Origin of the sequence: Actinopolymorpha singaporensis, from assembly GCF_900104745.1 — a bacterium.
Classification (GTDB): domain Bacteria; phylum Actinomycetota; class Actinomycetes; order Propionibacteriales; family Actinopolymorphaceae; genus Actinopolymorpha; species Actinopolymorpha singaporensis.
Genome location: NZ_LT629732.1, coordinates 1,242,898 through 1,263,952, shown reverse-complemented (window position 1 = coordinate 1,263,952; position 21,055 = coordinate 1,242,898). Strand labels below are relative to the sequence as shown.

Here is a 21,055-nt window from a genome sequence, read left to right as displayed (position 1 = left end):
CGGCTGCCCGGCACCACGACCGCCACGGTGGCCAACAGCCGCCAACGTAACGCCGGCCGTCCGGGGTGAGAGCGTGCTTGGACGGAGAGGGGAGGCAGGTTCACCCGAACGGGGGAGCCACCGTCACCCCGTGGCGACCGGGCTCAGGCGCGTTCGGCCGCGACCTGGGCGCGGACGCCGGGGATCACCTCCGCGGCGAACCTCCGCCACTGCTCCGGTTCCTCCGCCCACAACACGAACGTGTCGAAGCCGAGCCCCACGGCGAGGTCGGTGAGCTCGTCCACCCACTGGTCGGCGGGCCCGCGCAGAAGACCCTCCGACCGGCCGCCGGTGAGCGTTCCGGCGACGTTGAGCACCCGGCGTACGTCGGCCGGGCGGCGCCCCGCGGCCAGCGCGGCCTCGTCGATCCGGGCCGCGCCCTCGACCAGCGCGCCGACGTCACCGTCACGGAGGGAGGGCAGCCACCCGTCGGCGGACCGGCCGGTCAACCTGAGCGCACGGGGACCGTGGGCACCGAGCCAGATGCCGATCGGATGCGCGGGCACCGGACCTGAGGTCGCCCCGGCGAGCCGGTGGAACCGGCCCTCGAAGCGCAGGTCGCGCTGCCCGCTCCACAGCAGCCGGATCACCTCGATCGCCTCGCCGAGGCCGGTGATCGCCTCGCCGGGGGTGCGCCGCGTGCCGCCGTACGCCTCGATCGCGTCCCAGAACGCACCGCTGCCGAGGCCGAGCTCGCACCGCCCGCCGCTGAGCACGTCCAGGCTGGCCGCGGCCTTGGCCAGCACCGCCGGTGGGCGCAGGGCGAGGTTGGCCACGTCCGGGAAGACCCGGATCCGCTCGGTGCGGGCGGCGATCATCGCCAGCAGCGTCCAGGTCTCGACGTACCGGCGCTGGTACGGGTGGTCCTGGACTCCGATGCAGTCGAAACCGGCCCGCTCCAGCTCCCGGGCGGTGTCCAGCAGCGGGTCGGCGGCGTTCGGGACCAGGAAGTACCCGAACGCCAGATCCCGTCCGTAGTCGGGCATCCCGCCCCCTCCCGGCGGCTACCTCGGCAGGTTCTGCTCGATCGTCTCCACCAGCTTGGGGTCGTCCGGCTCGGTGCCGGGGCGGAACCGCGCGACGATCTTGCCGTCCGGTGAGATCACGAACTTCTCGAAGTTCCACTGGATGTCGCCGGCCTCGCCCTCGGCGTCGGGCACGGCGGTCAGCTCGTCGTAGATCGGGTGCCGGTTGGGTCCGTTGACCTCGACCTTCTCGTACATCGGGAACGTCACGCCGTACGTCGTCGAGCAGAACTCCTGGATCTCCTCGGCGGTGCCGGGCTCCTGCCCGCCGAACTGGTTGCACGGGAAACCGACGACCGCGAACCCGCGGTCGGCGTACTGCTCGTGCAGCCGCTCCAAACCGGTGTACTGCGGAGTCAGGCCGCACTTGGACGCGACGTTGACGACCAGCAGGGCACGCCCGGCCAGGTCTGCCAGGGATCCGGGTGCACCGGCCAGCGTTCGTACGGGGGTGTCGTAGATGCTCACGCGTGGTCCTTCCGTCGAGGTGGCTCCCGCCGTACCCCCATCAAACCGCAGGACGCCAACCTGCCGAACGCCGCGACCGATCCGCCGGCATGTCACGAACGCCGGACCGGACTCGTCTACGGTCGAACTCGCGGGCGCGCGACGCGCGGCGGCGCGGGATTGCTGACAGGAGAGATGGCCATGACCACGGCGCACGAGCCCGGACCTCCCGGCGAGACCGAATCCCAGGCGGGGAATCCGGTCGACGCCGGCGACCCGACGGCGGTCTTCGACGAGCAGCGGGACCTGCTGTTCGGGGTCGCCTACCGCGTGCTCGGCCGGGCGGTCGACGCGGAGGACGTGGTCCAGGACGCCTGGCTGCGGTGGCGCGAGGTGGACCACGCGAGTGTGCGGGATCCCCGCGCGTACCTCGTCCGCGTGGTGACCCACCTCGCCGTCGACCGGCTGCGCAGCGCCCAGCACCGGCGGGAGACCTACGTCGGGCCGTGGCTGCCCGAGCCGATCCTCACCGCACCCGACATCGCCGACGACGTGGCGCTGGCCGACTCGGTGTCGTTCGGGATGCTGGTGGTGCTGGAAACGCTGTCCCCGCTGGAGCGCGCGGTGTTCGTGCTGCGGGAGGCGTTCGGGTTCTCCCACGCCGAGATCGCCGGCACGCTCGGCCGGTCGGAGGATGCCGTACGCCAGCTCGCCCGGCGGGCCCGTCAGCACGTGGAGGCCCGCCGGCCGAGGTTCGAGACAGATCGGAGCACCCAGCGGGACGCGACCGAACGTTTCCTGGCGGCCGCCAACTCCGGCGACCTGGCCGGCCTGATGGACCTCCTCGCCCCCGACGTCACCCTGCACAGCGACGGCGGCGGCGTTGCCAAGGCGGCCCTGCGCGTCATCGAGGGCGCGGACAAGGTGGCCCGCTTCCTGGCCGGCATCGCCCAGAAGCCGCCACCCGAGCCGCGCACCTACCTCGCATCCGTCAACGGGCGGTTGGCGCTGGTGGTCACCTCGCGCGGGGAGCCGCACAGCGTGTTCTCGCTGGACGTCGTGGACGGCCGGGTAAGCACAATCCACGTGCAGGTCAACCCGGACAAACTGCACGGCCTGCACGACATCGTGCGGGTCGGCGACCCGGTCGGCCTCTGGCCCTGACGAGGCGTGTCACGTCCGGCCGGCGTACCCCGTCGTGCTGGTGTCCGCCCGCGAAGCCACGCGGGCGGCACCTCAACGAAGGGGGAACCATGACGCACCGGACCGACCGCGCCGAGCTCGCGGACCTCACCGTGATCGGTGGCGGACTGGGCGGGCTGGTGGCCGCGGTCGCGGCGGCGGAGGAGGGTGCCCGGGTCCGGCTCCTCGAGGCCCACCGCACGCTGGGCGGCCGGGCGCGTTCGACGGACGAGCCGTACGTCGCGAACGACGGCCCGCACGCCCTCTACCGCGACGGCCTCCAGTGGTCCTGGCTGGCCGAACGCGGGCTGACCGACACGGCTCGCCCGGCGCCGCTGGGTGCGACGTTCCGGCTGCGGTTTCGCCACGACGGCAGGCTGCGCGCGCTTCCGCCCCGGGGCGTACTCGCGGCCGCGGCCCACCGGCGCCTACGGGCACCCGTCGACCAGGACTTCACCAGCTGGGCGACCGGCCGGTTCGGTGACCGGGCCGCGGCCGCGGTGGCTGCCGCCACCGGCGTGACGGTGTACGACTTCGATCCGGGGAGGCTGTCCGCGGCGTACGTCTGGGAACGGTTCCAGCGACTCGTCCGGCCCGGCCGGCCCGCCGCGCGCTACGTTGTCGGCGGCTGGCAGGCACTGGTCGACCGGCTCGCGGCGAGGGCCCGTGACCTGGGCGTCGCCATCGAGACCGGCGCCCGGGTCGACGCCGTACCGACGAAGACACCGGTGATCGTGGCCACCTCGCTGGCCGCGGCCCGGCGGCTGCTCCGCGACCCCGCGCTGACCTGGGAGAGTGGCCGGGCGGTGCTGCTCGACCTGGGCCTGCGTGATCGGCGAGGTGACCCGTTCATCGTGTTCGACCTGGACGAGGCGGGCTTCGTCGAACGCGTCACCGTCCCCGACCCCTCCCTCGCCCCGGCCGGACACTCCCTGGTCCAGGCCCAGCTGCCGCTGCGGCCGGGTGAGTCGAAGGCGGCCGGCCTCGCCCGGCTGGAGTCGACGCTCGACCTGGCCCTGCCCGGCTGGCGGGAGCGGGTGACGTGGCGCCGCGACGCGGTGGCGTCCGGGCGTACGGGCGCGGTGGACCTGCCCGGGACCAGTTGGCGGGACCGGCCGGCGATCGACCGCGGCGACGGCGTCTTCCTCGTCGGCGACCAGGTGGCCGCGCCGGGCATGCTCGGCGAGGTGACGATGGCCAGCGCGAGAACGGCCGCCGAACTGGCGCTCGCTCAGCTTCGCCCGGGGGGCGTGACACGCCCGAGTAGTCCTCGGTCGAACGCGACTGCCACGGCGGCGGCCCGGTCGTTCACCCCGAGCTTGCCGTAGATGTGCAGCAGGTGCGTCTTGACGGTCGCCTCGCTGATGAACAGCCTGGCGGCCGCCTCGCGGTTGGTCGAGCCGCGCGCGATCAGGCCGAGCACCTCCAGCTCCCGCTGACTCAACGGCTCCACGGTCGGACGGCGGACCTGGCCGAGCAGCCGCGTCGCCACCGCCGGGGACAGCACCGCCTCCCCGCGCGCGGCCGCCACCACCGCGCGGAACAGTTCCTCGCGGGGCGCGTCCTTGAGGAGGTATCCGGTCGCGCCCGCCTCGATCGCGGTCACCACGTCGCTGTCGGTGTCGTACGTCGTGAGCACCAGCACCCGGGCCGGCGTACCGGTCTCGGCCAGCCGGGTGATCGCCGTGACCCCGTCCATCACCGGCATCCGCAGGTCCATCAGGACGACGTCCGGCCGCAGCTGCGCCACCAGGCGCACCGCCTCGGCGCCGTCGGCGGCTTCGCCCAGCACCTCGAACCTCGGATCGGCGCCGAACATCCCGTGCAGGCCGTCGCGGACGACGGGATGGTCGTCCACGATCAGCACCCGGATCGGATCAGAGGGTGTCGGCGGCGGGGCCGGCGCGGGCCGGGTCGTCATGGCGTACCACCTGCGTCGATCGCGGGTACGACGGCGGACAGGGCGGTGCCGGCGCCCGGCTCGGACTCCACCTCGAACCGTCCGGCCAGCCGTTGTATGCGTTGCCGCATCGCGGTCAGGCCGTAGTGGCCCGGGCCGGGGTCGGTGTCGGGGTCGGTGTCGGGGTCGGCGCCGGAGGGGGCCTCGCCGTTCGTGGCGGGCACGCTGGTTCGGTCCGGCACCGGGCCGCCGACCTGCGCCGGCACGGCCACCGGCAGCTGACCGGCGAACTGGTCCGGGACGAACCCGATCCCGTCGTCGCGGACGTCCAGCGACACGACGTCCTCCATGTAGGACAGGGTCAGCCCGACCCGCGTCGCCCGGGCGTGCTTGGCGACGTTCGCCAGCGCCTCCTGCGCGGTCCGCAGCAACGCCACCTCCACCTCCGGGTGCAGGGGGCGGGCGGTGCCGGTCGTGGTGACCTCGGCGGTCACGCCGTGCAGGGCCGACCAGCGCCCGGCGACCTCGGCGAGGGCCTCGGGCAGCCGGGCGGTCTCCAGCGCCTCCGGCCGGATCGCCCGCACCGAACGCCGAGCCTCCGACAGGCTCTCCCGGGCCAGCCGGGTGGCGTTGTCCAGGTGCCGCCGCCACGCCTCGACGTCGGCACCGGCACGCGCACCGGCACCCGCGTCGCCCGGTCCCGCCAGGGCCGCCGCCTCGAGCTGGGTGATGATGCCGGTCAGCCCCTGGGCGAGGGTGTCGTGGATCTCCCGGGCCATCCGCTGGCGTTCGTCCAGGATCCCGGCCTCGCGCGCCTGGGTGAGCAGCTGGGTGTGCAGACCGGCGTTCTCGGCGAGGGCGTCCTGCAGCCGCTGGTTGGCCTCGGCCAGCTCGGCGACGGTCCGCCGGCGTTCCTCGTGCTCGCGTTCGTTGACCAGGGCGAAGAAGGTGACCGTGCCGGCGATACCGACGTTGACCACCAGGAGCACGCCGACCGCCGCGAGGTACTCCGGGTCCAGCGTGGGCAGCCCGCCGCCGGCCTGGGAGGCCGCGGCGAGCAGCCCGGTCGCGGCGATCCCGGCGTACCTCCACCGGCCACGCAGGAACGCGCCCGCGTGCACGTATCCGACCCAGACGAAGATCCCGAACCACGGGCTCTGCACCACCAGCGCGGCAGCCAGGACGAGGAAGCCGGCGAAGTAGATGCGGCCGTACGCCGGGCGCTCGGCCAGGGTGGGCCGCCGGGTCAGCCACACGTACACCCACGCGGCGGCCAGGACGGCGAGGCCGACCGAGATCCGCAACGTCGGCCACGAGCCGCCTGCCTGGATGGCAGTGGGCACCAGGGACACGGCCAGCAGGACGTACGGAAGAGCGGAGTAGACCGGGCTCTCCAAGCGCTCCCACGACCGGAGGCTGGACCGCCACGAGGCCATCGGACCGCCTCCTTCCCTGATCACGGCGCTGCCGCTGGGGGATCCACCGGCCCTACGCGCTCGCCGCGCTCCCGCGAGCGTCGCCGGGGTCACTCCCACCGGAACAACCGGGCGGCGACCGCGGCCGCGACCGCGGCGATCGCCGCCATTATCGCCAGCTGGAGCACCTGCGGGCCGCCGCCGGTCCAGGCGTCCTGCAGCGCCTGCACCCCCGGAGGGGCGTACCGACCGAGCGTCACCACCAGGTCGGGCAGCAGGTACCGCGGCAGGAACACCCCGCCGAGGAACATGCACACGAAGTAGATCGGCATCGCGATCGCGGCGACCGCGCGGGTCGTCGGCGCGGTGGCCGCCGCCAGCGTCCCCAGCGCGAACATCGAGCCCCCGCCGACCAGCAGGGCGGCGGCGAAGCCGAGCGGGTGGCGCGGCATCGGCACGTCGAAGGCGAGGTACCCGACGAGCATCAGCAGGCCGACGGCGACCAGCGCGACGACGGCGTTCACCACGAGCTGGGCGGCGAGCAGGTTGCGCGGGTGCACCGGCGTGGTCGACAGCCGGCGCAGGATGCCCTTCTCCCGGTAGCCCGCCAGCCGGGTCGGCATCGTGTTCACCCCGAGCAGGGCGAGCACCAGAACGATCAGCGAGGGCATGAACACGTCCACGAAGCGCATGCCGCCGAACAGTTCGTCCGGCCTGCGCAGGGCGGGGATCAGGCCGAGGACGACGAGGAGCAGCGTGGGGAAGGCGATGGTCAGGACCGCCATCCCGGTCTCGCGGAGGAACAGCTTGGCCTCCACAGCGGTGAGCTTGGCCAGGCCGGACAGGACGGACATGGTTCCTCTTTCTTTCCGTTGTCTCTTGACGGTCAGTTCGACAGGGTCCGGCCGGTGAGCTCGACGAACGCGTCGTCCAGGCTGGCCTGCTCCACCCGGAGGTCGTGGGCGAGGACCTGCTGCCGGGCCAGGGCGGAGGTGACGGCGGCCAGAACGTCACCGGTCCCGGTGACGACCACCAGGTCGCCCGTCCGGCTCACACCGGTCACCTCGGGCAGGTCCGCGAAGACGTCGTCGGGCAGTTTCGTCGACGGCCGGAACCTGATCCGCTGCTCGCCACCTGTGCGGGCCACCAGGCCGGCGGGGGTGTCCACCGCGACCACCCGGCCCGAGTCGATCACCGCCAGCCGATCGCAGAGGCGTTCGGCCTCGGCCATGAAGTGGGTGACCAGCACGATCGTGACGCCGCTGTCGCGGACCTGCTCGATCAGGCTCCAGGTGTCCCGGCGCGCCTGTGGGTCCAGACCGGTGGTCAGCTCGTCGAGGATGGCGACCTCCGGGTTGCCGATCAGGGCAAGCGCGATGGAGACCCGCTGCTTCTGCCCGCCGGACAGCTTCGCGAACGCCGTGTCGCGCTGGCCGGCCAGGCCGAGCCGTTCGGTCAGCTCCCGCCAGTCCGCCGGGGCTCGATAGAAGGAGGCGTACAGCTCCAGTGCCTCCCGCACCCGCAGCCGATCGGGCAGCTCGCTCTCCTGAAGCTGACAGCCGAGGCGTTCGCGGAGAGCGGCGCGATCGCGGTCGCGGCGCGGGTCGAGCCCCAGCACCCGCAGCTCACCGGCGTCGGCGGTCCGCAACCCGCTCACACACTCGACGGTCGTCGTCTTGCCCGCCCCGTTGGGGCCGAGGATGCCGAAGATCTCACCGGCCTCCACCGTCAGCGACACGTCGTCGACCGCGACCTTGTCGCCGTACCGCTTGTGCAGGTGGGACACCTCGATGACCGGCATGGCGCCGCCCTTCGTCGTAGGAGGCCGGACGCTCGGCCGGGTGGGTCCGCGGGATCGTTCCGCGGGAGGTTCTGGCGGTTTCGAGTCTGGCCGTCGTGCGGGGCCGGGCGAATCACCCGACCGGCCAGACCTGCGATCAACCGATCGGTTGATGGCGGCTGCGGGGACGAGTGGCCCGGCCGCCGACCGCCTGCGGATCGCCCGCAGATTGGTTCGGGCGTACGATCCCTGATCATGGCGATCACCCGAGCCAAACTCGCCTGGCACACCCTCCTGGACGTCGAGGGCACCGGCCCGCTGCACGAACGCCTGACCCGGGCCCTGCGGCACGCGATCCGGACCGGGCGGCTCGGCCCCGGCAGTGCGCTGCCACCCAGCCGGGCCCTCGCGGTCGACCTCGGTTGCTCGCGGTGGGTGGTCACCCAGGCGTACGAACAACTCGTCGCGGAGGGCTACCTCACCGCCCGGACCGGCTCGGCCACCGTCGTCCGCACGGACGCGCCCGCCGGTACGCCGGGCGACACGCGGGACGGCACGGGGGACGGTACGCGGGGCGGCACATCGAGCGGATCGGCCGGGTCGAACGGAGCCCGCCCGTACGGCAACCGAACAGCCCAGCCGCCGACCGTCCGGCCGGGCGGTCAGGGTCACGCGACCGGGCCGGCGAGAGCCTCGGTCGGCACGCCCTACGACCTGGCTCCGGGTCTGCCCGACCTGCGTGAGTTCCCCCGCCGCCGGTGGGCCGAGGCCGTACGCACCCAGCTGGCCACCGTGTCGTACACCGATCTCGGCTATCCGCCGCCGGGCGGCGCCCCCCAACTGCGTCAGGTACTCGCCGACTACCTCCGCCGCTGCCGCGGCGCGCATCCGCGGACCGGCGACCTGCTGATCACCGCGGGCGTCACCGACGGGGTGACCCAGCTGGGCCGGCTGCTCCGCGCCGAGGGGCACACCCACATCGGCGTTGAGGACCCGGGCTGGACACGGCTGCGGGAGGCCCTGGAGCGGGTTGGTCTGGAACCCGTCGGGATCCCCGTCGACGCCGACGGCCTGCGGGTGGACGAGCTCGCCGGGGATCCTCGGGTGCGTGCGGTGGTGGTCACGCCGGCCCACCAGTTCCCCGCCGGGGTGGTGCTCGGGCCGCGCCGCCGGGCCGCGCTGCTGGCGTGGGCTCGGCAGGTCGACGGGATCGTGCTCGAGGACGACTACGACGCGGAGTTCCGCTACGACCGCCGGCCGGTGGGGACGCTGCAGGGAACCGACCCGGCTCGGGTCGCGCTGCTCGGCTCGCTGTCGAAGACCCTGTCACCGGCGGTCGGGATCGGCTGGCTCCTTCCGCCGGGCCGCTGGGCAGCCGCGCTCCGCGAGACGCCGGAACACCGCACGTCCGGCCCGCCGGTGATCGACCAGCTCGCGCTGGCATCGTTCGTGGAGACCGGAGGGTACGACCGGCACCTGCGGGCGGCCCGGCACCGGTACCGCCACCGCCGGGACGCCCTGGTGGCCGCACTCGGCGCGAGCCTGCCCCGGTGCGAGCTGTCCGGCGTGGCCGCCGGTCTGCACCTCGTCCTCCACCTCGAACCCGCCACTCCCGCCGCGACCGTCGTCGCCCGGGCCGCGGCGCGCGGTGTCCGCGTCGCCGACCTCGACGGCTACCGGCTCCGCCCGGATCCCACCCGCCCGGCCCTCGTCCTCGGCTACGGCAACCTGCCCGACAACGCCGTCGTCGCCGCTGTCGAGCGGCTCACCGACGCGATCAGCTCGGCAACGGGCAGGTAAGCGGACGGCAAGGGACAATGACGCCGTGACGAAGATGCCGCGCAGCTTCCCCCGCGACGAGTTCCAGGGCGTCTTCTGGGCCACCAAGCGGGCCCTCGCCGAGGCGGCCGACGAGGCCTACCGCGCGCATGGGGTCCGCGACGGCCAGCAGTTCCTGCTCCGGGAGCTGTGGAAGGAGGATGGTCTCGCACCCGGCGAGCTCGCCCGCCGGCTCGGCCTGGCCACCCCGACCGTGACCCGGGCCGCGATCCGGATGGAGGCCGCCGGCCTCGTCACCCGCGAACCCGACCTGCGCGACCGCCGGCTGGTCCGCATCCACCTCACCGACCGCGGCCGGGAGCTCGAGGTGGTCCTGGACGCGGAGACGCGGGCCCTGTCGGACCGGGCGCTGGCCGGTTTCGGCGAAGACGACCGCGCGGCGCTGATCCGGGCGCTTGACCGGATCCGGGGCAACCTCGGCTCCTGAGGCCGGCTCCGGAGCCCGGCCAAGGCGTCAGCGTCAGGGGCAGCGCACGACCTGCCCGGCGTACGCCAGTCCGCCGCCGAACCCGAACAGCAGCGCCGGCGCACCCGCCGGAACCTCGCCGCGTTCGACCAGCTTGGACAGCGCCAGCGGCACGCTCGCGGCCGAGGTGTTGCCGGACTCCACCAGGTCGCGGGCGAGCACCGCGTTCGTCGCGCCGAGCTGGCGGACGAGCGGCTCGATGATGCGCAGGTTGGCCTGGTGGGGTACGACAGCCGCGAGGTCGGCCGGGTCGACACCGGCCCGGGCGCACACCTCCCGGGCGATCGGCGCCAGCTTCGTGGTCGCCCACCGGAACACCGACTGGCCCTCCTGGCTGAACACCGCGGGCTGACCCTCGATGCGTACCGCGTCGCCCAGCTCCGGCGCCGACCCCCACACGACCGGGCCGATACCCGGCTCCTCCGAGGCCGTCACCACCGCGGCCCCCGCGCCGTCCCCAACCAGGATGCAGGTCGACCGGTCGGTCCAGTCGGTGACCTCCGACAACTTCTCCGACCCGATCACGAGCGCGGTGCGCGCAGCACCGGCCCGGATGGCGTGGTCGGCGGTGGCCAGCGCGTAGCAGAACCCCGAACAGGCGGTGTTGATGTCGTACGCCGCGGGCGCGGCGATCCCGAGCCGGGCGGCGACCCGGGCGGCCATGCTCGGCGACCGGTCGACCGCCGTGCAGGTGGCGACCGCGATCAGGTCCACGTCACCCGCGGTACGCCCGCTGGCCGACAGCGCCTTCTCCGCCGCGGCCGCCGCCATCTCGTCCACCGTCTCGGTCTCGGCGATGTGGCGCGTACGGATGCCGACCCTGCTCCGGATCCACTCGTCGTTGGTGTCGACGAGCCGGGCGATGTCGTCGTTGGTGAGTACCTTCGGGGGCTGGTAGTGGCCCATGGCCACGATCTGCGAACCGCTCATCGAAGTCCTTCGCGTCGTCGGGTAGTTCCCAGGACGGCTGCCAACCGCCGCGCCCAGGCCAGCAGAGTCTCGTCGGCGCCCGGGCGGGCCACGCACTGCAGGCCCACCGGCAGCCCGTCCACCAGGCCGGCCGGCACGCTCACCGCCGGCAGCCGGGCCTGGGTCCAGGGCAGCGTCATCAGCGGGCTTCCGGTGGAGTCCAGGCCTTCCGGGGCGGGTCCGGTCGCCGCGGGCGCGATCCACCCGTCGATCCCCTCGGCGTCCATGCGCCGCACCAGGTCACCGGCGAAGTGCTCGCGCCGCGCCAGCGCGTCGGCGTAGTCGGCCTCGGACACCTTCCGGCCGTCGCGGACCGCGGCGGCCGTCAGCGGGTGGTAGCGGTCGGCGTACGGCGCGAACCACTGCTCGTGCACCCGTGCGAACTCGAAGCCGTTGATCGTGCGGTTGCGCCGGTTGACCTCGTCGATGTCGTCCAGCATCCCGACCCTGCGGACGGGGTAGCCGGCGGCGGCCAGGGTCTCCACCTGCGCGGCGAACGCCGCCTGCGCCACCGGGGTCGCCTGCCGCAGGTAGGCGCCGTCGGGTACGCCGAGGACCGGCAGCTCGGGCGGGACGGGCATGAGGGGCAGCGCCTCCGGCGTTCCGCCGCCCTCGTACGGAAGGTCCGCCACCAGGCCCGGACGCCAGTCCGTGCAGAGGACGGCGGCCGCCCGGATCGCGGTGGCGACGTCGACGGCGAGGATGCCCACCGTGTCGAACGTGGGTGCGTTCGGCACCAGTCCGTCGTCCGGGATCCGGCCGTGGCCGGGCTTGAAGCCGACGATCCCGCAGTATGCCGCCGGCCGCAGCACCGACCCCACGGTCTGCGTACCCAGCGCGAGCGGCACCAGCCCGGCCGCCACCGCCGCCGCGGACCCGCTGCTCGACCCGCCGGGCGTGTGACCGGCCCTGTGCGGGTTGCGGGTGGGGCCGGGCGCCACGGACGCGAACTCCGCGGTCACCGTCTTGCCCGCCACCACCGCGCCGGCTTCGCGGAGCCGGGTGACCGCACCACCTTCGGGGCCGGCCAGCAGCTCCGGCGGCAGCCGCGATCCCGCGGCCGTGGGCAGTCCATCGACGTGGAAGACGTCCTTGACACCGACCGGAACGCCGAACAACGCCGGGCGGTCCAGACCGTGACCGGAGCGGGAGCCTGCCGGCGCCGCGACTTCGCTTGCCTCGCGTAGCTCACGGAGTTCGGCCAGCTCGCGCCGGACGCGCTCACGCCGGCCGGCTTCGGCGACGAACGCGTGCAGCTCGGACGCGGCGTCGATTCGTACGCACAGTGAGTCGGCGGACCCGGGATCGTCAGGGTCCAGCGCATGCCTGTCCACCCCTGCCCGCGTCTGCGCCATCTCCCCACAGTGCCACACCAGGCACAGCGGACGTCGTGCGCGCTTTCGCCACGAATCGTGGACCGGTTCGGTGAGCCGGTGACCCTGGCCGGTGGGCAAGAGAACCGTAATCGAACATGCGCAGAAAGTGTCGGCCGGGAAGGCGGTGCGCGATCGGGAGCCCTACGTGCGCGGGGAAACGGCGGGCACCCGTCGCGGCGTCGACACCCAAGGCGTCGACGTCGCGGCCGGCGCTGCGTCGAATATGTGAAACGAAATCGGCCCGGACCCGGCTGGAGGCTACGTCCAGCCGTATCCGGGCCACTGCACTGGTGCGCGAGGGGGGAGTTGAACCCCCACGCCCTTGCGGGCACAGGAACCTGAATCCTGCGCGTCTGCCTATTCCGCCACTCGCGCGCACTCCGCCCCGTCACACCGCATCGCGGTGATCTGGAGCGCCTAGAGGCTAGCACGGGTCCACTGGCGACGTGGTCCCCAGCTCGCCACACTGGTCCGGTCGGCAGCACGCGGCCGATGGGGGCGTTTGCGTGTAGAACGTCACCTGCACCTGTGACGGGTTCCGGCGGGTTCCCGGCAGCTCCCCGGGCGGCTCGGTGACGATCGGCGACGGCTCGGTCGTACGCCCGGGAACCCACAGGAGGTGGTTGGAGTCAGCCCCACCCTGGAACGACAGTTACGATCGACGCGAACATGGCCGGCGCTGGTACGGGAAGGAGGTACCTGTGGGAGTCTTTCGACGTTTTGAACGTGGCCTGGAAGGTCTCGTGACCGGAACCTTCGCACGCGTTTTCCGCTCGGCTGTCCAGCCGGTCGAGATCGCCTCCGCACTGCAGCGGGAGCTCGACAACTCCGCTCAGGTGCTGTCCCGGGAGTCCAGCCTGGTCCCCAACGACTTCGTTGTCGAGCTGTCACCGAGCGACCACGAACGGCTAGCGCCGTACGAGCAGACCCTCAGCAAGGAGCTCGCCGAGGTGGTGAGCCGGCACGCCGGCAACCAGAGCTACGCGTTCACCGGCCCGGTCACCGTCTCGTTCGAACGCCAGGACGGCCTGTCCACCGGACGGTTCCGGGTCCGTAGCAGCGCCGTCGCCCAGGTGACGCCCGGGCGCCGGCAACCTCCGCCCGACCATCGCCAGGGCCCCGGTGGACCGCCGCGCGGACCGGGCCGGCGTCCGGGCCCGGGGCAGGGCAACGCGCCGGGGTACGCGCCGTCGGGTAACGGCAGCTCGGGCAGTCCAGGCGGCCCAGGCGGCCCCGGTCAGCGCCGGGCACCTGCGCCCGCTCCCTACCTCGAGGTCAACGGCCAGAGGCACCCGCTGGAGCCACCGGGCGCCGTGCTGGGCCGGGGCACCGAGGCCGACCTCCGCATCACCGACCCGGGCGTCTCCCGCCGGCACGCCGAGATCCGTGTCGTTCAGGAGGGCCCCCGCTACACCGTCACCATCCACGACCTGGGTTCCACCAACGGGATCGTGGTCAACGGGCAGCGCGTCGACTACGCGCCGCTTCGGGAGGGCAGTCAGATCCTGCTCGGCAACACGCTCCTCGTCCTGCGTCATCCGGACGGAGCGCAGCGGTAGTGTCCGAACTCACCCTCACCATCATCAAGCTGGGCTTCCTCGCGGTGCTCTGGCTGTTCGTGCTGTCCGCCGTCTCGGTGATCCGTTCGGACCTGTTCGGCACCCGGGTCAGCGGATCGGCCAAGTCCGACCGGCCGCAGAAGAAGCCGGCCAAGCCCGCGAAGCCGCCGCGCCGGAAGCGAGGAGAACCCACGACGGCGGTGGTGGTCCAGGGGGCGAGTTCGGGACTGCAGGTGCCGCTGGGCGACTCGCCGCTGGTGATCGGCCGGGGCGGGGAGTGCGAGCTGCAGATCGACGACGAGTACGTCTCCACCCGGCACGCTGTGCTGCGCCCGCAGAACGGCTCGTGGTACGCCGAGGACCTCGGCTCAACCAACGGCACCTTCGTGGGAGAGTCGCGCATCCACGGCCCGACGGCGGTGGGGCCGGGCATTCCTGTCCGAGTCGGCAAGACGATCATCGAGCTGTACAAGTAGGCGCGCCACGATGACCTGCGAGGTTGTACGGATGAGCGTAGTGACGGCCGGGCTGCCCGGTGCAGTCCGGCGGGCCGGCCCCGTCCGGTCCCGCCACGTCCACCTTCCGACCCCTCCCGGCCAAGAGAAGGCAGGATGACGCTCGCGCTCCGGTACGCCGCCCGCACCGACGTCGGTCTCGGTCCGAAGAAGCGGAACGAGGACTCCGGGTACGCCGGTCCCTACCTCCTCGCCGTCGCCGACGGGATGGGCGGCGCGGTCGGCGGCGACGTCGCCAGTGCCATCACGATCACGACGGTCCGCGACCTCGACGTGGCCGAGCACGCGGATCCGGACCAGGAGCTCAACCGGGTCGCGGCCGAGGCCAACTCGCGGATCGCCGCCCGCATCGAGACCGAGCCCCACCTGGAGGGTATGGGCACGACGCTGACGGCGATCCTGTTCGACGGGAGCGTCGCGCACGTCGCCCACATCGGCGACTCCCGCGCCTACCTCCTGCGCGGTGGCCGACTTCGGATGCTCACCCACGACCACACGTTCGTCCAGAGTCTGGTCGACGAGGGCCGGATCACCCCGGAGGAGGCCGAGTACCACCCGCACCGGTCGCTCATCATCCGCGTGCTGGAGGGGCGCCAGGACGCCCGGCCGGACATCCAGCCGATCGAGGTCGACCCCGGCGACCGGTTCCTGGTCTGCTCCGACGGCCTGGACAACGCCGGCATCAAGGACCCCGTCATCGCGGAGATCCTCGGCCGGGCGGCCACGCCGGAGGAGGCCGCCACCAACCTGGTCGAGGCGGCCCTCGACCACGGCAGTCCCGACAACGTGACCTGCGTGGTGGCCGACGTCGTAGACCCCGACCGCGACGGCGGGCCGGGTGCGGCCGCGTCGGCGATCGCGCTCGTCGGTGCGGTGGCCGCGGTCGACCCGGAGGTGAGTTCCGGAGGCAACAGCGTCACTTCCTCCCACCCCACCTCCACCCACGAGGTCGTGGACGAGGACGACGACCCCGACGAGGCCGACGTCCGGGTCGACGACGTGGGCGCGGGGGTGCCCGGCGACGCCGACCGCGAGGAGGAGCTGCGCTACGCCCCGCGCCCTCCGCGCCGCCGGTTCCGCTGGCTGGTCCGCGTCCTGTGCATCCTGGCCGTGCTGGCATTGCTCGCGGTGGGCGTACGGTGGGCGTACGACTGGACCCAGCGGCAGTACTACGTAGGCGCCTATCCCGCCGACGCGGCGGACAACGGCGGCGCGGCCTCCGGCGCCCGGGTGGCGATCTTTCGCGGGATCTCCCAGCAGATCCCCGGCCTGCGGGTCTCCCAGCTCTACGAGCTCGAGCCGCTGACCCTTGCCAAGCTTCCGCAGTATCACCGCGAGCGGGTGTCGAGCACGATCTCGGCCACCGACCTCGGCGAGGCCCGGGCCATCGTCTCGATGCTGTCCGACGTCGCCCGCCGCTGCTCCGCCCAGGGAACCACCAAGCCCACACCGACCCCGACTCCCCGGCCCACCGGCAAGGCCACGGGCCGGCCGAGTCCCACGAAGACGCCGAACGCCAACGCCGCCCTGCCCTCGCCGTCCCCCACCGACAGCCCGGCAGTGTCCACCGGCAACCGCGCGGCCGGCGCCCCCGACATCCCCCTCGAGTGCGACGGCGGCGAAGCCCCGACCCCGACCCCGACAGGTACGAAGTGAGCGACACCCAGCAGACCAACTCCGTGCAGCCCCGCAAGCGCCGCGGCGCGGAGCTGGTCCTGCTCGTCCTCGCGCTCGGAGTCGCCGTCGGCGCGTACGCCATCGTCGGTGTCGCCGTGACCGGCCACGTCTCCCAGCAGATCGTGTCGTACGCCGTCGGCCTCATCCTGCTGGTCGGGATCGCCCACCTCGTGGTCCGGTTCCGTGCGCCGTACGCCGACCCGATCCTGCTGCCCTGCGTCGTTCTGCTGAACGGCCTCGGCCTGGCCCTGATCCACCGGCTCGACCTGTCCAAGGTCAAGGCGGCCCAGGATGCCGGCGAGGCGATGCCACGCGTCGACGCACCCGCCCAGCTCACGTGGACCGCGGTGGGTGTGGCGGCGTTCATCGCCATGTTGTTGCTGGTCCGCGACCACCGTTGGCTGCAGCGGGCCACCTACACCGCGCTGTTCGCCGGTGTGGCTCTGCTGCTCCTGCCGCTGGTCCCCGGAATCGGCGTGCGCTTCCAGGGCGCACAGATCTGGGTGCGGTTCGCCGGGCTGTCGTTCCAGCCGGGCGAGGTGGCGAAGATGCTGCTCATCGTCTTCTTCGCCGGCTACCTCGTGGTCAAGAAGGAGGCGCTGGCGCTGGCGGGGCGGCGGTTCCTCGCCATCGACCTGCCCCGCGGCCGTGACCTGGGCCCGATCGTGTCCGCCTGGCTGATCAGCCTGGCCATTCTGGTCTTCCAGCGCGACCTGGGCACCGCGGTGCTGTTCTTCGGCGTCTTCGTGGTCATGTTGTACGTCGCGACCGAACGCCCGGGCTGGCTGTTCCTCGGCGGCACGATGTTCGTCGGCGGCGCGTGGTTCGCTTACATCGCCGCCACCCAGCTCGGCATCTCGCAGTTCTCCCACATCGCCAACCGCGTCAACGCCTGGTTGCATCCGTTCGACCCGGCCAACGCCAACGGCGCGTACCAGATCGTCCAGTCGCTGTACGGCTTCGCCTACGGCGGGCTGCTCGGCCGCGGGCTCGGTGAGGGTCACCCGACACTGGTGCCGTTGGCCAAGAGCGACTTCATCGCCGCGGTGATCGGCGAGGAGCTCGGCCTGACCGGGCTGATGGCGATCCTGCTGCTGTACGGCGTGATCGTCGAACGCGGCCTGCGCACCGCCCTGGTCTGCCGCGACCAGTACGGCAAGCTGCTCGCCACCGGCATCGCCACGGTCTTCGCGATCCAGGTGTTCGTGGTGATCGGCGGCGTCACCAAGCTGATTCCGCTGACCGGCCTCACCACGCCGTTCCTGTCCTACGGAGGTTCCTCGCTGGTGGCCAACTGGGCGCTGGTCGCCCTGATGCTGCGGATCAGCGACTTCGCGCGGAGGCCGGCCGCCGTCCTGCCGCCCGCGCCGACCGAAGATGCCCTGACCCAGGTAGTGGTGGTACGCCGGTGATGTCCCGATGAACCGTTCGATTCGCCGGATCGCGGTGGCCTTCATGGTGCTGTTCCTGGCACTGCTGGCCAACGCCAACTACATCCAGGTCTTCCAGGCGTCCGACCTCAACGACCGCTCCGACAACAAGCGGGTCACGCTGGACGAGTACGCCCGGGAGCGGGGCCCGATCATGGTCGGGGGCACCCAGGTCGCCTACTCCGTGAAGACCAAGGACGACTTGGTCTACCTCCGCAGGTACCGCGACCCGCAGCTGTACGGCCACCTCACCGGCTACTACTCCTACGTCCTCGGTCGGCGCGGCCTGGAGAAGGCGGAGAACTCCGTCCTGTCCGGGACCGACGACCGGCTGTTCGTCCGCCGGATCGTGGACCTGATCACCAACCGCCAGCCGCAGGGCGGCAGCGTCCTGCTGACGATCAACCCGAAGGCGCAGCAGGCGGCCTACGACGCACTGGGCAACAAGCGCGGCGCCGTGGTGGCGATCGAGCCGTCGACGGGCAAGATCCTGGCGATGGTGAGCAAGCCGACGTACGACCCCAACCGGCTCTCCTCCCACGACGCCAACTCGATCCTGAAGGCGGCCAACGAGCTGCAGGACGACCCGAGCAGGCCGATGGAGAACCGCGCTGCGCAGCGCCGTTACCCCCCGGGCTCGACGTTCAAGCTGGTCACCGCGGCGGCGGCCCTGTCCAGTGGGCGCTACAACCCCAACTCCCAGCTGCCGGCGCCGGCTGAGCTGGACCTCCCGTTGACGACGTTCAACATGAAGAACTGGCAGAACGGCCTGTGCGGGCCCGCGCCGCAGGTCACCCTCACCCAGGCTCTGGCCACCTCCTGCAACACCGCGTTCGGCGGGCTCGGGCTCAAGGTCGGCGAGAAGGCACTGCGCCAGCAGGCGGAGAAGTTCGGGTTCGGCCAGGAGTACCTCCCCGACCTCGGCGCCTCCACCAGCGTGTTCCCCAGGGAAGTGAACCCCCCGCAGCTCGCGCAGAGCTCGATCGGCCAGTTCGACGTCGCCGCCACGCCGCTGCAGATGGCGATGGTCTCCGCCGGCATCGCCAACGGCGGCAAGGTGATGCAGCCGTACGTCGTGGCCAAGGTGAGCGGGCCGGACCTGAAGACCCTCGAGGTGACCGAGCCCCGGACGCTGTCCCAGGCGGTGTCCGGCGACGTCGCCCAGCAGCTGACCCAGATGATGGTCGACGTCGTGGACCACGGCACCGGCCAGCCGGTGAAGATCGACGGCGTGTCGGTGGCCGGCAAGACGGGAACGGCGCAGACCACGCCGGACAAGCCGCCGTACGCCTGGTTCACGTCGTTCGCACCGGCGAACGCCCCCCAGGTCGCGGTGGCCGTGGTCATCGAGCACGCCGACGTGGGGCGCAACGAGATTTCCGGCGGGCGGCTGGCGGCACCGGTGGCCAAGGCCGTGATGCGGGCGGTGATCGGGCGATGAGGCCGGGACACCGCGTGAGGAGAGGTACGTCATGACGGACGCGCGGTTCCTCGGCGGCCGCTACGAGCTCGGCGAGGTGCTCGGGCACGGCGGCATGGCCGAGGTGAGGATCGGCGTCGACCGCCGGCTCGGCCGGACGGTCGCGGTGAAGACGCTGCGCCCGGACCTCGCCACCGACCCGGTCTTCCAGGCCAGGTTCCGCCGGGAGGCACAGTCGGCCGCGGCGCTCAACCAGCCGACCATCGTCGCCGTCTACGACACCGGCGAGGAGAAGGTGGACGGCATCTCGGTGCCGTACATCGTGATGGAGTACGTCGAGGGACGGACCCTGCGCGACGTGCTCCGCGAGGGCCGCCGGATCCTCCCCGAGCGGGCACTGGAGATCACCGCGGACGTGCTGGAGGCGCTGGAGTACAGCCACCGCGCGGGCATCGTCCACCGCGACATCAAGCCCGGCAACGTCATGTTGACGCCGAACGGCGACGTCAAGGTGATGGACTTCGGCATCGCCCGCGCGGTCGCCGACGCGTCGGCCACGATGACCCAAACCGCTGCCGTGATCGGCACCGCGCAGTATCTCTCCCCGGAGCAGGCGCGCGGTGAGTCGGTCGATGCGCGCAGCGACATCTACTCCACCGGCTGCCTGCTGTACGAACTCCTCACCGGCCGGCCGCCGTTCGTCGGCGACTCGCCGGTCTCGGTGGCGTACCAGCACGTCCGGGAGGAGCCTCGGCCGCCGTCGATGCTCGACCCGGAGGTGCCGCCGATCGCCGACGCGATCACCATCAAGGCGCTGCAGAAGAAGCCGCACGACCGGTACCAGTCCGCCGCGGAGATGCGGCAGGACATCGAACGCGGGCTGTCCGGCCAGGAACTCATCGCGCCGATGCTCGCCGCCGGCGCGACCGCACGCTTCCTGCCGCCGGACGAGCCGATCAACCCGGCGGACCCCGAACACGCCGCCTACACCGAGGACGACGACCAGGACCCCGAGCGCGGCCGGAAGGCGGCGTACATCCTGCTCGCCATCGCGATCGTGTTCGTCCTCGGTGTCGCGGCGTTCATCGGCCTGCAGAGCCTGGGCAAGGACTCGGCGAACACCGTCTCCACCCCCACACTGCAGGGGAAGACGCTGCCCGAGGCGCAGACCGTGCTCGCACAGAGCCGGCTTCGGCTCGGCAAGGTCACCCAGCAGGCCAGCGAATCCGTCGCCAAGGGGCAGATCGTCTCCCAGAACCCCACGCCGGGCGCGTCCGCGAAGGTCGACAGCGCGGTGGACGTCGCCGTGTCCAGCGGACAGGGCGAGGTCACCATCCCAGCGGTGGTGGGCAAGAAGGTCGCCACTGCCCGCACGATGCTGGAGAAGGAAGGCCTGAACGTCGTCAGCCGCGAGGACTCCAACGCCAGCGGTGACGCCAACACGGTCAGCCGCGTCGACCCGGACGAAGGGGCGGTCGTCAAGGCCGGCAGCACGGTCACGCTGTACCACGCGAGCGGACTGGTCACCGTCCCGCGCGTCCTGGGGGACAGCGCGGCGGTCGCGGAGGCCCGGCTCGCCGACGCGGGGTTCCGGGTGAACAAGCGCTACGACACCACGTCGCAGGCGGAGGCGGGCACGGTCGTCCGGCAGGTGCCGGGCGCCGGGAAGCGCCGTGAACCCGACACGACGGTCACGATCGTGATCGCCCGGGCACCGGCCCAGCAGCCCAAGCCCCAGCCGAAGCCAAAGCCGACCAAGACCGAAGAACCGCCGTCGCCGTCGCCGAGCCCGACGCAGACACAGCCGGAGCCGAAGCCCAGTCCGTCCAAGACCGAGACCCCGCCTCCGTCACCGTCTCCGCCGGAGCCCACCCCGAGCGACACGCCGCAGCCCCCGCCACCGCCGCAGGGCGGCGGGGCGACGACGCCGCCACCTCCGCCACCGACGGCCTGAGCCGCCGACCTGCCGGAGCCAAGGGGGCCAGCTGAGTCAGGGGGCCGGCTGACCCCGGCTCA

General features: G+C 72.6%; 18 protein-coding genes and 1 tRNA gene. 10 read left to right on the top strand and 9 right to left on the bottom strand.

Features of this window, described 5'->3' with window-relative positions; all coding sequences use genetic code 11:
* Positions 1-143: 143 nt before the first annotated feature.
* Positions 144-1,025, bottom strand: a complete 882-nt coding sequence (locus BLU27_RS05785) for an LLM class flavin-dependent oxidoreductase (RefSeq protein WP_092651261.1) — start codon at positions 1,023-1,025, stop codon at positions 144-146.
* An 18-nt stretch (positions 1,026-1,043) separates the two neighbouring features.
* Positions 1,044-1,532: a glutathione peroxidase gene (locus BLU27_RS05780; protein WP_092651258.1), complete on the bottom strand. Its 489-nt coding sequence runs from the start codon at positions 1,530-1,532 to the stop codon at positions 1,044-1,046.
* A gap of 180 nt (positions 1,533-1,712) precedes the next feature.
* Here BLU27_RS05780 and sigJ point away from each other — a divergent pair, with 180 nt between their 5' ends.
* Together sigJ and BLU27_RS05770 are read left to right on the top strand one after the other, a co-directional pair.
* Positions 1,713-2,675 (top strand): RNA polymerase sigma factor SigJ, encoded by a 963-nt coding sequence (gene sigJ / locus BLU27_RS05775; protein WP_092657228.1) that lies wholly within the window; start codon positions 1,713-1,715, stop codon positions 2,673-2,675.
* A gap of 89 nt (positions 2,676-2,764) precedes the next feature.
* Entirely contained in the window at positions 2,765-4,021 is a 1,257-nt protein-coding gene (locus BLU27_RS05770) for an NAD(P)-binding protein (protein WP_092651251.1), read from the top strand.
* Here the strand turns inward: BLU27_RS05770 and BLU27_RS05765 are convergent.
* The 4 genes from BLU27_RS05765 to BLU27_RS05750 form a co-directional block, all read right to left on the bottom strand.
* Complete coding sequence (locus BLU27_RS05765; RefSeq protein ID WP_092651249.1) at positions 3,925-4,614, bottom strand: response regulator; 690 nt, start codon at positions 4,612-4,614, stop codon at positions 3,925-3,927. The two genes, BLU27_RS05770 and BLU27_RS05765, sit on opposite strands and share 97 nt — an antisense overlap.
* A complete protein-coding gene (locus BLU27_RS05760) occupies positions 4,611-6,029 on the bottom strand; it encodes a sensor histidine kinase (RefSeq protein WP_092651247.1) in 1,419 nt (472 codons plus the stop codon). The genes BLU27_RS05765 and BLU27_RS05760 overlap by 4 nt, the downstream gene beginning before the upstream one ends.
* A gap of 89 nt (positions 6,030-6,118) precedes the next feature.
* A complete protein-coding gene (locus BLU27_RS05755; RefSeq protein WP_241827802.1) occupies positions 6,119-6,862 on the bottom strand; it encodes an ABC transporter permease in 744 nt (247 codons plus the stop codon).
* 32 nt (positions 6,863-6,894) lie between these two features.
* Positions 6,895-7,809, bottom strand: a complete 915-nt coding sequence (locus tag BLU27_RS05750; protein ID WP_092651245.1) for an ABC transporter ATP-binding protein — start codon at positions 7,807-7,809, stop codon at positions 6,895-6,897.
* 234 nt (positions 7,810-8,043) lie between these two features.
* Here BLU27_RS05750 and pdxR point away from each other — a divergent pair, with 234 nt between their 5' ends.
* Both pdxR and BLU27_RS05740 read left to right on the top strand, forming a co-directional pair.
* Positions 8,044-9,588 carry a MocR-like pyridoxine biosynthesis transcription factor PdxR gene (gene pdxR / locus BLU27_RS05745; RefSeq protein ID WP_241827801.1) on the top strand — a complete coding sequence of 515 codons (1,545 nt, stop codon included), beginning with the start codon at positions 8,044-8,046 and terminating at the stop codon, positions 9,586-9,588.
* A 34-nt stretch (positions 9,589-9,622) separates the two neighbouring features.
* Complete coding sequence (locus BLU27_RS05740; protein WP_241827996.1) at positions 9,623-10,054, top strand: MarR family winged helix-turn-helix transcriptional regulator; 432 nt, start codon at positions 9,623-9,625, stop codon at positions 10,052-10,054.
* 33 nt (positions 10,055-10,087) lie between these two features.
* Here BLU27_RS05740 and BLU27_RS05735 read toward each other — a convergent pair whose 3' ends face one another.
* The 3 genes from BLU27_RS05735 to BLU27_RS05725 form a co-directional block, all read right to left on the bottom strand.
* Positions 10,088-11,023, bottom strand: a complete 936-nt coding sequence (locus BLU27_RS05735) for a beta-ketoacyl-ACP synthase III (protein ID WP_092651239.1) — start codon at positions 11,021-11,023, stop codon at positions 10,088-10,090.
* Complete coding sequence (locus BLU27_RS05730) at positions 11,020-12,417, bottom strand: amidase (protein ID WP_092651236.1); 1,398 nt, start codon at positions 12,415-12,417, stop codon at positions 11,020-11,022. Before BLU27_RS05730 ends, BLU27_RS05735 begins: the two co-directional genes overlap by 4 nt.
* A 309-nt stretch (positions 12,418-12,726) precedes the next feature.
* A tRNA-Leu gene (locus BLU27_RS05725) sits at positions 12,727-12,813 on the bottom strand.
* 368 nt (positions 12,814-13,181) lie between these two features.
* Here BLU27_RS05725 and BLU27_RS05720 point away from each other — a divergent pair.
* The 6 genes from BLU27_RS05720 (at position 13,182) to pknB (ending at position 20,993) form a co-directional block, all read left to right on the top strand.
* The gene (locus tag BLU27_RS05720; protein WP_422386072.1) at positions 13,182-13,997 is read left to right on the top strand and encodes an FhaA domain-containing protein; all 816 of its coding nucleotides are present in this window, start codon (positions 13,182-13,184) and stop codon (positions 13,995-13,997) included.
* The gene (locus tag BLU27_RS05715) at positions 13,997-14,473 is read left to right on the top strand and encodes an FHA domain-containing protein FhaB/FipA (RefSeq protein ID WP_092651232.1); all 477 of its coding nucleotides are present in this window, start codon (positions 13,997-13,999) and stop codon (positions 14,471-14,473) included. The genes BLU27_RS05720 and BLU27_RS05715 overlap by 1 nt, the downstream gene beginning before the upstream one ends.
* Positions 14,474-14,608: 135 nt before the next feature.
* The gene (locus BLU27_RS05710; RefSeq protein WP_092651230.1) at positions 14,609-16,168 is read left to right on the top strand and encodes a PP2C family protein-serine/threonine phosphatase; all 1,560 of its coding nucleotides are present in this window, start codon (positions 14,609-14,611) and stop codon (positions 16,166-16,168) included.
* Positions 16,165-17,601 (top strand): FtsW/RodA/SpoVE family cell cycle protein, encoded by a 1,437-nt coding sequence (locus tag BLU27_RS05705; RefSeq protein ID WP_092651228.1) that lies wholly within the window; start codon positions 16,165-16,167, stop codon positions 17,599-17,601. Before BLU27_RS05710 ends, BLU27_RS05705 begins: the two co-directional genes overlap by 4 nt.
* 7 nt (positions 17,602-17,608) lie before the next feature.
* Positions 17,609-19,060 (top strand): peptidoglycan D,D-transpeptidase FtsI family protein, encoded by a 1,452-nt coding sequence (locus BLU27_RS05700; protein ID WP_092651226.1) that lies wholly within the window; start codon positions 17,609-17,611, stop codon positions 19,058-19,060.
* A 31-nt stretch (positions 19,061-19,091) separates the two neighbouring features.
* On the top strand, positions 19,092-20,993 hold the full coding sequence (gene pknB, locus BLU27_RS05695; RefSeq protein WP_157728253.1) for a Stk1 family PASTA domain-containing Ser/Thr kinase: 1,902 nt from the start codon (positions 19,092-19,094) through the stop codon (positions 20,991-20,993).
* Positions 20,994-21,055: the final 62 nt, after the last annotated feature.